This window comes from Streptomyces mashuensis, assembly GCF_014654785.1.
GTDB lineage: Bacteria > Actinomycetota > Actinomycetes > Streptomycetales > Streptomycetaceae > Streptomyces > Streptomyces mashuensis.
Genome location: NZ_BNBD01000001.1, coordinates 1,093,604 through 1,108,079, shown reverse-complemented (window position 1 = coordinate 1,108,079; position 14,476 = coordinate 1,093,604). Strand labels below are relative to the sequence as shown.

The following is a 14,476-nucleotide window of genomic DNA, read 5'->3' as shown; positions in this document are numbered from 1 at the left end:
TCTGTCTCGGAAGGCAGCCCCAGGACGACGAGGAGTCAGCGCATGGCCGAGACCGTCTCCCTCCCCCTCCCCTTCACCACCGGTGCCGGACCGGCCACCGTCGACGTGACGTACGAACGGCTCGGCAGCGGCGAGCCGCTGGTGCTGCTCCACGGGATCGGCCACCACCTCCAGGTGTGGGACCCGGTCATCGGCATCCTGGCGGCCGAGCGGGACGTGATCGCGCTCGACCTGCCCGGTTTCGGCGCCTCCTCGGCCCTCCCCGCCGGCTACCCCCACGAGCTGCGGTCCGTGACGGCGGTGCTGCGCGCCTTCTTCGACGCGCTGGGCCTGGGCGTGCCGCACGTGGCGGGCAACTCCCTGGGCGGGCTGCTGGCGCTCCAGCTGGGCCACGAGAAGCTCGTACGGTCCGTCACCGCCCTCTCCCCCGGCGGCTTCTGGACGGACGCGGAGCGCCTGTACGCGTTCGCGGTGCTGACGGCCCTGCGGCAGGGCGCGCTGCGGCTGCCCGAGGCCCTGGTGGAGCGTCTGGCCCGGACCACCGCCGGGCGCGCGGCGATGGTGGGCTCGATCTACGCGCGGCCCGGGCGCCGCTCGCCCGACGCGCTGCTGGCCGAGACGCGGGCCATGCGGGCGGCGACGGGCTTCGAGCCCACGCTGGCCGCCGGGCGGCACCTGCGCTTCGTCCACGACGTGCCCGGCATGCCGGTGACGGTCGCCTGGGGCACCCGGGACCGGGTGCTGGTACGGCGCCAGGGCGTGCGGGCCAAGCAGACGATCCCCGGCGCCCGCCTGGTACGGCTGCCCGGCTGCGGCCACGTCCCGATGAACGACGACCCGGCGCTGGTGGCCCGCGTCATCCTCGACACCTCGGTGTAGCCGGCACCGCGGCTGCGTCGCTCCCGCCCTGCCGAGGAACACGGTGGGATGGTGAGGGTCCGAGCGGACGCGAGGAGGTGCGGGCGGTGGCCGAGCAGGTGGACGTCGTCGTCATCGGCATGGGACCCGGCGGCGAGCACGTGGCCGGGCGGCTGGCCGAGGCGGGGCTGAGCGTGGTGGGCGTGGAGGCCGAGCTGGTCGGCGGCGAGTGCCCGTACTGGGCCTGCGTGCCCAGCAAGATGATGATCCGGGCCGGGAATCTGCTGGCCGAGGCCCGCCGGGTGCCCGGCATGGCCGGCTCGGCGCAGGTGACGCCGGACTGGGCGCCGGTGGCGGCCCGCATCCGGGACGACGCCACCGACGACTGGGACGACACGGTGGCCGCCGACCGGTTCACCGGCAAGGGCGGCCGCCTGGTGCGCGGCCGGGGCCGGCTGGCCGGGCCGGGACGCGTCGAGGCCGGCGGCGAGGTGTTCGAGGTGCGGCGCGGCGTCGTCGTCGCAACCGGCAGCCGGCCGCAGATCCCGCCGGTACCGGGGCTGGACTCCGTGCCGTACTGGACCAACCGCGACGCGGTGTCCGCCAAGGAGCCGCCGCGGTCGCTGCTGGTGCTCGGCGGCGGCGCGGTGGGGGTGGAACTGGCGCAGGCGTACGCGCGGTTCGGCACCGCGGTCACGGTCGTGGAGGCCATGGACCGGCTGCTGCCCGCGGAGGAGCCGGAGGCCGGGGAGCTGGTGGCGCGGGTGCTGGGCGACGAGGGCCTGGCCGTGCGCACGGCGGCGCGGGCGAGCGGGGTGCGCCACGACGGCGACGGGTTCACGCTGGTGCTGGAGAGCGGCGAGGAGCTGACGGGGCAGCAGCTGCTGGTGGCCACGGGCCGCAGGCCGAACATCACGGACATCGGCCTGGAGACGGTCGGGCTGGACCCGGCGGCGCGGTCGTTGCGGACCGACGGCCGGATGCTGGTGGCCCCGGGGCTGTGGGCGGTCGGCGACGTCACGGGCCACGGCGCCTTCACGCACGTGGCGATGTACGAGGCGGAGATCGTGGCGCGGGCGGTGCTGGGCGAGCCCGGCCCCGACGCCGACTACCGGGCCCTGCCGCGGGCGACCTTCACCGACCCCGAGGTGGGCGCCGTCGGACTGACGGAGCACCAGGCGCGGGAGAAGGGGCTGGCGGTGCGCACGGGGCTCGCCCAGCTGCCGTCGTCGGCGCGCGGCTGGATCCACAAGGCGGGCAACGACGGCTTCGTCAAGCTCGTGGAGGACGCCGGCCACGGCGTCCTGGTCGGCGCCACCACGGCGGGCCCGGCGGGCGGCGAGGTGCTGTACGGTCTGGCAGTGGCGGTGCAGGCACGGGTGCCGGTGGACGGCCTGCGGCACATGATCTACGCGTACCCGACGTTCCACCGGGCGGTGGAGGACGCGCTCCGCGAGCTCCGCCCCTGACACCCCGCCTTCGGCCACCCCGCCTCCGAGCAGCGCGCGTAAACATCACGAAAAATCACGCCATCGCCCCCGTCGCACCCTTTACCGGCCGGACACAGGGCGTTCGTGATCAGGCAACACCGCTCCGCCAGGGTGGGGACCATGAGCGACGAGACCTCCGCCCCCGCCGCCCGTAGGCACCCCCACCACTGGCGCCGCGACCTGGTGGAAGTGGCCGCCCTGTTCGCGGCGGTCGCCGCCGCGGACGGGGTGGCCAACACGGTCGCGCACGGCCCGGAAGGCCCGGCCCTGCTCGTGGGCTCGGCGGTGGCGCTGCTCGCCACCGCCGGGCTGCACATGTGGTGGGCCCGGCACCGCGGCCACGCCCCTCCTCCGCCGCCCCCTCCCCCGCTCGCCGGCCACGGCCTGCAGCACGACACCGCCGTCTCCGCGTCGCCGCGCGCCGCCGGGCCCGCCGCCCTGTGGCGGATGCGGACCACCGTCCGCGACGAGCCCGGCAGCCTGGCCGCCCTGTGCCTGGCCCTCGCCGACCGCGGCGTGGACATCCTCTCCCTCCAGACGCACCCGCTCGCCGAGGGCACCGTCGACGAACTGCTGCTGCGCGCCCCCGGTTCCCTGGCCCCCGCCGACCTCACCCGCGCCGCCGCCGACGGCGGCGGCCGCGACACCTGGCTGGAGCGCGCCGACGCCCACGACCTGGTGGACGCCCCCACCCGGGTGCTGGGCCTGGCGACGCGCACCGCCCTCGACGCCGCCGAACTCCCCCTCGCCCTGCGCCGGCTGCTGGGCCGCTGCACCATCCGCTCTCTGCCGGCGCGCTCCCCGCGCAGCGGCGCCGGCACCCCGCCCGTACCGGAGGAGGGCGCGTGGGAGGGCACCGTGCTGCGGCTGCGCGACCCCTCCGGCGGCTCCATCGTCGTGGAGCGGCCCCATCTGCCGTTCACGCCCACCGAGTTCGCGCGCGCCCGCGCGCTGGTGGAGCTCGACGCCCGGCTGGGCCCGCGCGTCCCCGCCGGCCCGCACGTCCTCACCCTGCCCGAGGGCGAGGCCATCACCGTACGCCGCGCCGCCCCCGGCGACCTGGCCGCCGCCCGCGAGATGCACGACCGCTGCTCGCCGGCCACCCTCGCACAGCGCTACCACGGCCCGGTCGGCGACGCCGACCGCTACCTGCGGCACCTCCTCAGCCCGCGCTTCGGCCGCACCCTCACCGCCCGCACCGCCTCCGGCCGGCTGGTGGCCCTCGGCCACCTGCTGTGGGACGGCGACGAGACGGAGGTGGCGCTCCTGGTCGAGGACGCCTGGCAGCGCCGCGGCGTGGGCGGCCGGCTGCTCGCCCGGCTCGTGGAGATGGCCTCCGAGGCCGGCTGCGGCTCCGTCTACGCCGTCACCACCGCCTCCAACACCGGCATGGTCGCGGCCATGCGGGCCCTGGGCCTGCCGCTGGACTTCCAGGTCGAGGAGGGCACCCTCGTGCTCACCGCGCGCCTGGCCGGGCCGCCGGCCATGGACCCCGCGCCGCCCCGCGGCCTGCGTCCGCCGGACCGACGGGTAAACCCGGTGACGTGACGGGCGGGGTGCAGCAGGATGTCCGCATGCCGAACACCACTGCTGCCCCCCTCCCCCGCCAGGTCGCCGACGCGTACGTCGAGGCGCTGGTCGCCCTCGACCCGCTCCTGGGAACGGAGCTCGGCGTCGCCGGCAGCGCACCCCGGCTGCCGGATTTCTCCCCCGACGGCCACGAGGCCCTGGCCGCGCTCGCCCGGGACACGCTCAAGCAGCTCGACGAGGCCGAGGCCCGGCCCGGCGCCGGCGACGAGGCCGAACGCCGCTGCGCGCGGCTGCTCCGCGAGCGCCTGACGGCCCGTCTGGCCCTGCACGAGGCGGGCGAACCGCTGTGCCGCGTCAGCAACATGCACTCGCCGCTGCACGCCATGGTGGACGGCTTCACCATCATGCCGGTGGACACCGACGAGGACTGGGCCGCCGTCGCCGCCCGCCTGCGCGCCGTGCCGGCCGCCCTGGAGGGCTACCGCGCCTCGCTGGCCCAGGGCCTCGCCCGCGGCCTGCGCGGCGGCCCGCGCCAGGTGGCCACCGTCCTCGGCCAGCTGGACGAGTGGACCGGCACGCGCTGGCTCGGCACGTTCGCCGCGGGCGGCCCCGAGCCGCTGCGGCAGGAGCTGGACCAGGCCGCGGCCACGGCCACCGACGCCCTGGCGGAGCTCCGCTCCTGGCTGGGCGGGACCTACGCGCCGGCCGTCGAGGGCACCCCGGACCCCGTGGGCCGCGAGCGGTACGCGCTGTGGTCGCGCCAGTGGAACGGCGCCGACCTCGACCTGGACGAGGCGTACGCCTACGGCTGGGCCGAGTTCCACCGCCTGCTGGACGAGATGCGGCAGGAGGCCCGGCGGATCCTGCCGGACGCGCGCACGCCGTGGGAGGCGCTGGCGCACCTGGACGTCCACGGCACGTACGTCGAGGGCGTGGAGGAGACCCGGGTCTGGCTCCAGCGGCTGATGGACGAGACCATCGAGGCGCTGGACGGCACGCACTTCGACCTCGCCGAGCGCGTCAAGCGCGTCGAGTCGTGCATCGCGCCGCCCGGCGGCGCGGCCGCCCCGTACTACATCCAGCCGTCGGAGGACTTCTCGCGCCCCGGCCGCACCTGGCTGCCCACCATGGGCGAGACGCGCTTCCGCGTCTACGACCTGGTGACGACCTGGTACCACGAGGGCGTGCCCGGCCACCACCTCCAGCTGGCCCAGTGGGTGCACGTCGCCGACCGGCTCTCGCGCTACCAGGCGGGCCCGGGCATGATCGGCGCGAACGTGGAGGGGTGGGCGCTGTACGCCGAGCGCCTGATGGACGAACTGGGCTTCCTGACCGACCCCGAGCGCCGGCTGGGCTACCTGGACGCGCAGATGATGCGCGCCCTGCGGGTCATCGTCGACATCGGCATGCACCTGGGCCTGGAGATCCCCGCCCACTCCCCCTTCCACCCGGGCGAGCGGTGGACGCCGGCGCTGGCGCAGGAGTTCTTCGGCCTGCACAGCGGCCAGCCGGGCCCGTACGTGGAGAGCGAGCTGGTGCGCTACCTGGGCATGCCGGGCCAGGCCATCGGCTACAAGCTGGGCGAACGCGCCTGGCTCGCCGGCCGGGACGCGGCCCGGAAGGCGCACGGCGCCGCCTTCGACGCCAAGCGCTGGCACATGGCGGCGCTGTCGCTCGGCTCGATGGGCCTGGACGACCTGGTGACCGAGCTGTCGGCGCTCTGACGCCGGCCGCCCGTACGCCCCGGCCCCGGCCCGCCGTTCAGCAGCCGCAGTCCCCGCCGTAGACGGGCGCGGTGAGCGGGTCCGGGGGCGACTGGCGGGTGCCCTCGGCGGTGTCGACGGCGTAGCCCTCGCGGATCCAGTACTCGATGCCGCCGATCATCTCCTTGACGCGGTACCCGAGCCGGGCGAGCGCGAGGGCCGCCCGGGTCGCGCCGTCGCAGCCCGGCCCCCAGCAGTGCACGACCACGGGCACCTCCGGGTCGAGCATGCGCGGCGCGAGCTGGGGGATCTGCCGGGTGGGCAGGTGCACGGCGCCGGGGATGTGGCCCTGGTCCCACGCCTGCGTGGAGCGGGAGTCGACGACGACGAAGTCCGCCGTGCCGGCAGCGAGGGCGGCGTGGACATCGGTGGGGTCGGTGTGGAAGGCGAGGCGGGCGGCGAAGTAGGCCGCGGCCTCGGCGGGGGTCGCGAGCGTGTCGGTGATCGTCGTCATGGCGAAAAATCTACGGTCCATGATCCCCCGCGGGAATGCGGAATTCCCGGCAAAACCCTTGCCCGACCGGGGATTCCACTGCTAGACAGCGCACATGACCGGCTATTCCCCCGACGCCACCGACTGGCGCATCCTCGACGCCCTGCAGAGCAACGGGCGCGCGGGATACGCGGAGCTGGCGCGTACCGTGAACATGTCCCCCAGCGCCGTCACCGAGCGGGTGCGGCGGCTGGAGGAGGCCGGCGTCATCGGCGGGTACACCGCCGTGCTGGACCCCGAGAAACTGGGCATGTCCGTGCTCGCCTTCGTCCGCCTGCGCTACCCCAACGCCAACTACAAGCCCTTCCACGACTTGCTGGCCACCACGCCCGAGGTGCTGGAGGCCCACCACGTCACCGGCGACGACTGCTTCGTGCTGAAGGTGGCGGCGGGGTCGATGCGGCACCTGGAGGAGGTGGCGGGCCGCATCGGCGCGCTGGGGGCGGTGACCACCAGCGTGGTCTACTCCTCGCCGCTGCCGCGCCGCGCGCTCAGCCCGCGGGCGCCGCGTGGTGACGGACGGCCGAGCCCGAGCGGCCCTTGACGACCTCCAGCCGGGCCGGCACCCGCCGGCGCAGGTCGCCGACGTGGCTGACGATGCCCACGGTGCGGTCGCGCTCCCGCAGGGAGTCCAGCACGTCCATGACCTCCTCCAGCGTCTGCTCGTCGAGGCTGCCGAAGCCCTCGTCGACGAAGAGGGTGTCCAGCCGGGTGCCGCCGGCCTCCTCCGTCACCACGTCCGCCAGGCCCAGCGCCAGGGAGAGCGAGACGAAGAAGGTCTCGCCGCCGGACAGCGTGGTGGTGTCGCGCTCGCTGCCCGTCCAGGCGTCCACCACGTGCAGGCCGAGACCCGAGCGGCCGCGGCCGCCGGAGCGGGCGTCGGAGTGCACCAGCGTGTAGCGGCCGGCGGACATCCGCTGCAACCGGGCGCTCGCCGCGGCCGCCACCTGCTCCAGCCGCGCCGCCAGCACGTACGACTCCAGGCGCATCTTTCGCTCGTTGCGGGCGGACGTGCCGGCGGCCAGCGCCGCCAGCTCCGCGATGCGGTGGTACTCCTCGCGCAGCGGCGCCAGCCGCCGGGCGTCGGCCGTGGCCTCCGCGGACAGCCGGTCGAGCTCGGCGCAGCGGCCACGGGCGGCGGTGGCGGCGGCGAACGCCTCCTTCAGGGCCACGTGGGCGGCGTCGGCGGCCGCCTGCCCGGCGCCGGGGTCCGCGGGCGGACGGGCGGCGGCGTCCGCCACCTCGGTGTCGGCGAGTTCGGCCGCGACGGCCCGCTCCTCCTCCCGCCACGCGTCGAGCCGGCGCTCCAGGTCCTGGCGGGCGGGCGCGTCCAGCAGGGCGCCGGCGGCCTCGTCCGGGCCGGCGAAGCCGGCACGCCGGGCCGCGTCCGCCACGTGTTGTCCGGCCTCCGCGAGGCGGGCGGCGGTCCGCCCGGCCTCGCGGGCGGCCTCGGCGGCCGTGACCAGGGCCGTCAGCCGCTCCTCCAGCAGGGCGGCGCGCCGGGCGACGCTCTCCTCGCCCGCGCGGGCCCGCCCCAGTTCCTCCTGGAGCGCGTCCCGTTCGGCCTCCAGGTTCTCCCGGCGCGAGGCGCGGGCGGCGACGCGCAGCCGTGCCTCCTCGCGGGCGGCGCGGCGGCGTTCGTACTCCCCTTGCGCGGCGGCCAGTTCCTCGCGGGCGGCGTGCAGGCCGGCGGCGTCGCGGCGGGCCCGGGCGCAGGAGTCCTCCAGCTCGCGCAGGGCGGCCTCCAGGCCGGCCGCGGGGGCGTCCCCGGCCTCGGCCGTGGCGGCGGCGAGGTCCTGTTCCAGGGCCTGCCGGCGGGCGGTGGCCGCCTCGCGGTCCTGCTCGGCACGCTGGTACGCCTCGAGGGCGGCGTCCTCGGCGGCCCGGTCGACGTGGCCGGCGCCGGCCGGGGCGGGGTCGGGGTGTTCGGTGGCGCCGCACACGGCGCAGGCGTGGCCGGGCCGCAGTTCGCGGGCGAGTTCGGCGGCGAAGCCGAGGAGGCGGCGTTCCTTGAGGTCGAGCCAGTGCTGGCGGGCGGCGGCGGACCGCTCGCGGGCGGCCGTCTCCGTGCTGCGGGCCCGCTCCAGGCCGCCGGTGAGGGTGTCGCGGCGGCGGGCGGCGTCCAGGGCGCGGCGGGCGGGCCCGAGCCGGCCGGCGAGCCGCTCGGCGAGGCCGACGGCCTCCTGGGCCTCCTCGACGCGGCGCTGGAGCGCGGCGTGCGTGGACTCCCAGCCGGCCAGCCAGGCGGCGGTCTCGGTGAGGACCTCCTCGTCGGCGCCGGCGGCGCGGTCGAGGCCGGCGAGCTCGGCGGTGATGTCCGCGGCGCGGGCCTCGGCGCGGCGGGCGGCGGCGAGCGAGCCGAGGTCCTCGCGCAGGGCACGTTCGAGGGCGGCCAGGCGGCCGGGGTCCGCGGCGCGGTCGGCGGCGGGCAGCGCCTCGCGGGCCCGGCGTTCGCCGGCGGTCGCGGCGTGGTGCTCGGCCTCGGCCTTGGCGCGCAGTTCCAGCGCGGGGGCCACGGCCTCGGCGGCGCGGGCCCGGTCCAGGCGTGCGGCGACCGCGTCCCGCTCCTCACGGAAGCCGGCCAGGGCCTCGGCGCGGTGCCGGGCGGCGCGGTGCCGCTCCTGGAGCCGGGCGGTGCGGCGGGCCTCGTCGGCGCGTTCCTGGGCGGCGTGGTGGGCCCGTTCGGCGGCGTGGACGGCGGCGTCGGCGGCGTCGCGTCGTGCGCGGGCCGCCTCGCGGGCGAGCGCCGCCCATTCGAGCACGGCCTCGGCCAGGCCCTCGTCGCCGGGCCCGAGGAGGGGCTCGGCGGTACGGGGCGCGGGGACGGCGGCGCGGCGGCGCGGCGTCCCGGCGCCGGGGCCGGCGGGGTCGGCGGCGTCCGGGCCGGCGGTGGCGGGCTCGGGGGTGCCGACGGGGGGCAGGCCGAGGCCGGCCGCCTCCTGCGCCATGCGGTGGGCGAGTTCGAGCAGGCGGGTGTCGCCGGCGCGCACCCGGGCCTCGGCGGTGCGGCGCCGCTCGGCGAGGTGGTCCTCGGCGCGGCGGAAGCGGCCGGTGTCGAAGAGGTGGCCGAGGAGGTCGCCGCGGGCCTTGTCGTCGGCCCGCAGGAAGTCCGCGAACTGTCCCTGCGGCAACAGCACCACCTGGCAGAACTGTTCGCGGCTCATGCCGAGGAGCTGCCCGATCTCCTCGCCGATCTCCTGGTGGGAGCGGCTGAGCGCCTTCCACGTGCCGTCCGGGGCGCGCTCGCGCAGCGCGCTGTACGGCTTCTCCTTCGTGAGGCCGCTGCCGCGCTTCTTGGGGCGCAGCTGCTCGGGCCGCCGGGTGATCTCCAGGCGGCGCCCGCCCACGGTGAGGTCGAGGAGGACCTCGGTGAGGGTCTCGGGGTGGGCGTGGTCGCTGCGCAGGGTGAGGCCGCTGTCGGGGCGGCTGCCGGGGACGGCGTTGTAGAGGGAGTAGCAGACGGCGTCGAGAATGGAGGTCTTGCCGGCGCCCGTGGCGCCGTGGAGGAGGAAGAGCCCGGCGGCCGAGAGGGCGTCGAAGTCGACGGTCTGGGTGCCGCCGAACGGGCCGAAGGCGGTGACCTGGAGCCGGTGGAGCCTCACCGGGCCACCTCCCGCACGGTGTCGGTGACGCGTACGGCGTCCAGCGCGGCGGTCAGGACGGCGCGTTCGGCGGCGTCGGGGCCCTGGCCGCCGCGGACGTGGGCGACGAAGTCCTCGGCGATCTGCCGGTCGGTGCGGCCGTGCAGCCGGCGGGCGTACGACAGGAGGGGGTCGCCGGGCGCGCGGTCGGGCTCGAAGAGGAGGCTGACGGTGTGCGGGAACCGCCGGGCGAGGCGGGCCATGGGGTCGCGGGGGCGGACGGGGTCGGTGAGGGTGGCCTCGACCCAGGCGTCCTCGTGGCGTTCGAGGGCGGGGTCGGCGAGGAGGTCCTCCAGGTGGCCGCGGATGCGGGCGAGCGGCCGGGGCACGGGGCAGTCGACGCGCTCGGCGGTGACAGTGCCGTCCGCCGCGAGGTCGGCCAGCCACATGCTCTTGCGGTGGTCCGCCTCGGAGAAGGAGTAGGCGAGGGGCGAGCCGGAGTAGCGCACGCGGGGGGAGAGCGTCTGGCAGCCGTGGAGGTGGCCGAGGGCGGCGTAGTGCACGCCGTCGAAGAGCGCGGCGGGCACGGAACCGACGCCGCCGACGGAGATGTCGCGCTCGCTGTCGCTGGGGGTGCCGCCGGTGACGAAGGCGTGGGCGAGGACGACGGCGCGGGTGCCGGCCGGCCGGGCGGCGAGGTCGGCGCGCACCCGGTCCATGGCGGCCCCGAGCACGGCGGCATGGCTCGCGGCGGGGGCGCCCAGGGTGTCGCGGACGAGGGCGGGCTCCAGGTAGGGCAGGCCGTAGAAGGCGACGTCGCCGTGGGCGTCGGCGAGGACGACGGGGGTGCCGCAGCCGGCCGGGTCGGTGCGCAGGTGTATCCCGGCCCGCTGGATGAGGCCGGCGCCGACGCCGAGGCGGCGGGCCGAGTCGTGGTTGCCGGAGATCATGACGGTGGGCACGCCGAGGTCGGCCAGCCGGTGCAGGGCGTCGTCGAACAGCTCGACGGCGGCGAGGGGCGGCACGGCCCGGTCGTAGACGTCACCGGCGACGAGGACGGCGTCGACCCGCTCGGCGCGGACGGTGGCCACCAAGTGATCGAGGAAGGCGCGTTGCGCGTCGAGCAGGCTCACGCGGTGGAAGGACCGCCCCAGGTGCCAGTCGGAGGTGTGCAGCAGCCTCACCGCACGGCTCCCCGCGCCGTCGCTCCTGCCGCCACCCCGGCCGTCCTGTTCACACTCGCCTCCGGCACCACGCTATCCGTCACCGGTCACAGTGTGGCAGCCGGGTCGGACGGCGCGGGCCGGATCGGTGCGGACGATCAGTGGCGGGGACGGCGGGGGTTCAGCGGAGCCGGGGTATCTCGATGGCTGGGCAGCGGTCCATCACCATGAGGAGGCCGGCGTCGCGGGTGCGGTCGTAGACTGCCTCGTCGATCACGCCGAGCTGGAACCAGACCGCCTTCGCGCCGATGGCCACGGCTTCGTCGGCGACGGGGCCGGCCAGCTCGGAGCGGACGAAGACGTCGACGACGTCGACCGGGAAGGGGATGTCCGCCAGGGTGGCGTAGCCCTGCTCGCCGTGCACCGTCTCGGCCTTGGGGTGGACGGGGACGATGCGCTTGCCGTGGCGCTGGAGCACCTCGGCGACGCGGTAGGCGGCGCGGTGTTCGTTGGCCGACAGGCCGACGACCGCCCAGGTGTCGCCGGTGCCCTCGATGATCTTCCGGATGATGCCCGGTTCTGCGTACATGCCCGCTCAACGAGCCTTCCCCGCAGATCATTCCCGCCGTTCCCGGCCCGTTCGGGTGTTCGGTGGCGGATAGGCTGGCGGGATGCAGGACGAGTACCGCACGGTGGCGCGCGAGGGCGTGCACGAGATCGAGATCAGCAGGTCGCGCTTCATCTGCGCGCTCGCTCCCGCAGCGACGGAGGAGGAGGCGATGGCCTTCCTCGCCCGGATCCGCAAGGAGCACCCCACCGCACGGCACCACTGCTGGGCGTACGTCCTCGGCGCGGACGGCTCCGTGCAGAAGGCCAGTGACGACGGGGAGCCGGGCGGTACGGCCGGGGTGCCGATGCTCCAGATGCTGGTGCGGCGGGAGATGCGGTACGTGGTGGCGGTCGTCACGCGGTACTTCGGCGGCGTCAAGCTGGGCGCGGGCGGCCTGATCCGGGCGTACGGCGGGGTGGTCGGCGAGGCGCTGGACGCCCTGGGCTCGGTGACGCGGCGCCGGTTCCGGCTGGCGACGGTGACGGTGGACCACCAGCGCGCCGGCAAGCTGGAGAACGAGCTGCGGGCCACGGGGCGGGCGGTGCGCGAAGTGACGTACGGGTCCGGGGTGTCCATCGAGATCGGGCTGCCGGACGCCGAGGTGGCGGACTTCCGCGCCTGGCTGGCGGACGCCACGGCCGGCACGGCGGTGCTGGAGCTCGGCGGGGAGGCGTACGGGGAGGCGTGACCTCCCCCGCGGCGTCAGCGGGCCGGCGGGACCGACACCACCATCGTCATCTCGACGTCCGTGTCGCCGTCGTTGCGGTAGCCGTGCGGCACGTCGGACTCGAACGTCGCCGAGGAACCGGCCGGCACCCGGTGCTCCACCCCGTCGACGATCATCGTCAGCTCGCCGGCCCGGACGTGCACCATCTCCGCGGTGCCCGGTAGATGCGGGTCGGAGGAGTTGCCCTCGCCGGGCGTGATGCGCCACTCCACGAGCTCCAGCGGGCCGCGGGCCTCGGTGCCCACCACCAGGGTGGTGTGGCTGCCGGTGTCGCTGGACCACAGCCGCACCGCCTGTTCCGCGGGGACGATGCGCACCTTGGAGCCCTCCTCGTACTCCAGCAGGGCCGTGATGCTGACGCCGAGCGCGTCGGCGAGCTTGACCGTGGTGCCGACGCTGGGATTGGTCCGTGCCTGCTCGATCTGGATGATCATGCCGCGGCTGACGCCCGAGCGGGCCGCCAGGGCGTCCAGGGTGAAGTGGCGCTCCGAACGCCAGCGCTTCAGGTTGCGGGCGAGGCACTGCGTGAGCTGGTCGAGGTCCGTCACGTCCAATATCCATTACCGGTAGTCGATTGCGTTGCACTACGGTGTGCTGGACTCCACCGTTCATGACACTGTACTGCGAGGTTCTCCGCATGACACCGGTCTTCGCCCTGGCCACCAGCCTGATGTGGGGCCTGGCCGACTTCGGCGGCGGTCTGCTCACCCGGCGCATGCCCGCCCTGACCGTCGTCCTGGTCTCCCAGCTGCTGGCCGTCGGCGCCCTGGGCGCGATCGTCGTCGCCACGGGCGGCTGGAGCGAGGCCGGCCCCCAGCTCTGGTACGCGGTGGCCGCCGGCGTCGTGGGTCCCGCGGCCATGCTCGCCTTCTACAAGGCGCTCGCCCTCGGCCCCATGGGCGTGGTCTCCCCGGTGGGCGCGCTCGGCAGCGTGGCGGTGCCGGTGGGCGTGGGCCTGGTCCTCGGCGAGCGCCCGGGGCTGCTCCAGGTCGCCGGCATCGCGGTGGCGGTGGCCGGCGTGGTGCTGGCCAGCGGGCCGGGACTCGGCGGGGCACCCGTGCAGCGGCAGACGCTGGTCCTCACCCTGGTGGCCGCCTTCGGCTTCGGCTCGGTCATGGCCCTGATCGCGGAGGCCTCGCACACCACGACCGGCCTCTTCCTCGCGCTCTTCGTGCAGCGCGTCTGCAACGTGGTGGTCGGCGGTGGCGCCCTGTGGGCCTCGGCCCGCCGGGGCGCGCCCGCCCTGCCCGAGGGCGGCTGGGCCACGATCCGTACGTCCCTGCCCGCGCTGGCCTTCGTGGGCCTCGCGGACGTGGCGGCCAACGGCACGTACAGCGTCGCCGCCCACCACGGCCCGGTCACCATCGCCGCGGTCCTGGCCTCCCTCTACCCGGTGGTGACGGCACTGGCCGCCCGCGGCGTCCTCAGCGAGCGCCTGCGCACGGTCCAGGCGGCGGGCGCCGGCCTGGCCCTGGTCGGCACGGTCCTGCTGGCGACGGGCTGACACACCGAAAAGAAATGAGGGGAGGGGCTCCGGCGAATGCCGGAGCCCCTCCCCTCATTTCCACGAACGCAGCGCGGATCACTCCGCGGCCGCGACGGCCTCCTTCTCGGCGCCCTGCTCCTCCACGGAGCTCTTGGCGCCGGCGCGCTTGGCCTTGATGCGCATCACCACGAACGAGCCCAGACCGAACAGGACCGCGGCCACCAGGCCCAGCCAGGAGAACTTCTTGAGCCACTCCTCGGCGACCTTGCCGACCGTGTAGATGACGGCAACCGTGCCGCCGGCCCAGACGATGCCGCCCAGGACGTTGGCGATGAGGAACTTCCAGTACGGCATCTTCAGCACGCCCGCCAGCGGGCCGGCGAAGATGCGCAGCAGGGCGATGAAGCGGCCCACGAAGACGGCCCACATGCCCCACTTCTGGAACGACCGCTCGGCGGTGGCCACGTGGTGCGGGCCGAAGTGCTTGGGGAACTTCCGGCCGAGCCACTCCAGCAGCGGCTTGCCGCCCTTGCGGCCGATGGCGTAGCCGATGGAGTCGCCGACGACGGCGCCCGCGATCGCGCACGCGCCCAGCACGTAGGGGTTGATGTGGTCCTGCGTGGCCGCCAGCAGCGTGGCGCTGACGAGGACGATCTCACCGGGGAGGGGGATGCCCAGGCTCTCCAGCCCGATGACCCCGCCCACGAGCGCGTAGACGGCGACCGCCGGTACTGTCTCGAGCCACTCCTGGATGTGCAAAGCCGGTTCCTCCCCG

At 75.9% G+C, this 14,476-nt stretch carries 13 protein-coding genes; 7 read left to right on the top strand and 6 right to left on the bottom strand.

Annotation, left to right across the window (positions count from 1 at the left end):
* The first annotated feature begins 42 nt into the window (after window positions 1-42).
* From IE305_RS04640 to IE305_RS04625, 4 genes are all read left to right on the top strand, one after another.
* Window positions 43-879, top strand: a complete 837-nt coding sequence (locus IE305_RS04640; RefSeq protein ID WP_190128045.1) for an alpha/beta fold hydrolase — start codon at window positions 43-45, stop codon at window positions 877-879.
* Window positions 880-965: 86 nt separating this feature from the next.
* Window positions 966-2,327 (top strand): dihydrolipoyl dehydrogenase family protein, encoded by a 1,362-nt coding sequence (locus IE305_RS04635; protein ID WP_190128044.1) that lies wholly within the window; start codon window positions 966-968, stop codon window positions 2,325-2,327.
* Window positions 2,328-2,468: 141 nt separating this feature from the next.
* A complete protein-coding gene (locus IE305_RS04630) occupies window positions 2,469-3,896 on the top strand; it encodes a GNAT family N-acetyltransferase (protein ID WP_190128043.1) in 1,428 nt (475 codons plus the stop codon).
* Between the two features lie 26 nt (window positions 3,897-3,922).
* The gene (locus IE305_RS04625) at window positions 3,923-5,602 is read left to right on the top strand and encodes a DUF885 domain-containing protein (protein WP_190128042.1); all 1,680 of its coding nucleotides are present in this window, start codon (window positions 3,923-3,925) and stop codon (window positions 5,600-5,602) included.
* A gap of 37 nt (window positions 5,603-5,639) precedes the next feature.
* Here the strand turns inward: IE305_RS04625 and IE305_RS04620 are convergent, their stop codons facing one another.
* Window positions 5,640-6,095, bottom strand: coding sequence for a rhodanese-like domain-containing protein (locus IE305_RS04620; protein WP_190128041.1), 456 nt, complete (start codon window positions 6,093-6,095; stop codon window positions 5,640-5,642).
* A gap of 94 nt (window positions 6,096-6,189) precedes the next feature.
* On the opposite strand from IE305_RS04620, the gene IE305_RS04615 reads away from it, so the two are divergent.
* Window positions 6,190-6,678, top strand: coding sequence for an Lrp/AsnC family transcriptional regulator (locus IE305_RS04615; protein ID WP_190128040.1), 489 nt, complete (start codon window positions 6,190-6,192; stop codon window positions 6,676-6,678).
* On the opposite strand, the gene IE305_RS04610 is transcribed toward IE305_RS04615, so the two are convergent.
* From IE305_RS04610 to IE305_RS04600, 3 genes are all read right to left on the bottom strand, one after another.
* Entirely contained in the window at window positions 6,626-9,736 is a 3,111-nt protein-coding gene (locus IE305_RS04610) for an AAA family ATPase (protein WP_190128039.1), read from the bottom strand. The genes IE305_RS04615 and IE305_RS04610 overlap by 53 nt on opposite strands.
* A complete protein-coding gene (locus IE305_RS04605; RefSeq protein WP_190128038.1) occupies window positions 9,733-10,899 on the bottom strand; it encodes an exonuclease SbcCD subunit D in 1,167 nt (388 codons plus the stop codon). The genes IE305_RS04610 and IE305_RS04605 overlap by 4 nt, the downstream gene beginning before the upstream one ends.
* 160 nt (window positions 10,900-11,059) lie before the next feature.
* Window positions 11,060-11,467, bottom strand: coding sequence for a CoA-binding protein (locus IE305_RS04600; RefSeq protein ID WP_190128037.1), 408 nt, complete (start codon window positions 11,465-11,467; stop codon window positions 11,060-11,062).
* Window positions 11,468-11,549: 82 nt separating this feature from the next.
* Here IE305_RS04600 and IE305_RS04595 point away from each other — a divergent pair, with 82 nt between their 5' ends.
* Window positions 11,550-12,176, top strand: coding sequence for a YigZ family protein (locus IE305_RS04595; RefSeq protein WP_190128036.1), 627 nt, complete (start codon window positions 11,550-11,552; stop codon window positions 12,174-12,176).
* A 14-nt stretch (window positions 12,177-12,190) separates the two neighbouring features.
* On the opposite strand, the gene IE305_RS04590 is transcribed toward IE305_RS04595, so the two are convergent.
* Window positions 12,191-12,763 carry a helix-turn-helix domain-containing protein gene (locus IE305_RS04590; protein ID WP_190128035.1) on the bottom strand — a complete coding sequence of 191 codons (573 nt, stop codon included), beginning with the start codon at window positions 12,761-12,763 and terminating at the stop codon, window positions 12,191-12,193.
* An 89-nt stretch (window positions 12,764-12,852) separates the two neighbouring features.
* Between IE305_RS04590 and IE305_RS04585 the strand changes: the two genes are divergently transcribed.
* Window positions 12,853-13,719 carry a DMT family transporter gene (locus IE305_RS04585; protein WP_190128034.1) on the top strand — a complete coding sequence of 289 codons (867 nt, stop codon included), beginning with the start codon at window positions 12,853-12,855 and terminating at the stop codon, window positions 13,717-13,719.
* A 78-nt stretch (window positions 13,720-13,797) separates the two neighbouring features.
* Here IE305_RS04585 and IE305_RS04580 read toward each other — a convergent pair whose 3' ends face one another.
* Window positions 13,798-14,460 carry a DedA family protein gene (locus IE305_RS04580; RefSeq protein ID WP_190128033.1) on the bottom strand — a complete coding sequence of 221 codons (663 nt, stop codon included), beginning with the start codon at window positions 14,458-14,460 and terminating at the stop codon, window positions 13,798-13,800.
* Window positions 14,461-14,476 lie beyond the last annotated feature (16 nt).

What these genes read in the sequence shown, in the direction of transcription:
- IE305_RS04620 (WP_190128041.1), bottom strand. Translation starts at nt 6,095, where the DNA reads ATGACGACGATCACCGACACGCTCGCGACCCCCGCCGAGGCCGCGGCC.
- IE305_RS04630 (WP_190128043.1), top strand. Translation starts at nt 2,469, where the DNA reads ATGAGCGACGAGACCTCCGCCCCCGCCGCCCGTAGGCACCCCCACCAC.
- IE305_RS04585 (WP_190128034.1), top strand. Translation starts at nt 12,853, where the DNA reads ATGACACCGGTCTTCGCCCTGGCCACCAGCCTGATGTGGGGCCTGGCC.
- IE305_RS04615 (WP_190128040.1), top strand. Translation starts at nt 6,190, where the DNA reads ATGACCGGCTATTCCCCCGACGCCACCGACTGGCGCATCCTCGACGCC.
- IE305_RS04640 (WP_190128045.1), top strand. Translation starts at nt 43, where the DNA reads ATGGCCGAGACCGTCTCCCTCCCCCTCCCCTTCACCACCGGTGCCGGA.
- IE305_RS04595 (WP_190128036.1), top strand. Translation starts at nt 11,550, where the DNA reads ATGCAGGACGAGTACCGCACGGTGGCGCGCGAGGGCGTGCACGAGATC.
- IE305_RS04600 (WP_190128037.1), bottom strand. Translation starts at nt 11,467, where the DNA reads ATGTACGCAGAACCGGGCATCATCCGGAAGATCATCGAGGGCACCGGC.
- IE305_RS04625 (WP_190128042.1), top strand. Translation starts at nt 3,923, where the DNA reads ATGCCGAACACCACTGCTGCCCCCCTCCCCCGCCAGGTCGCCGACGCG.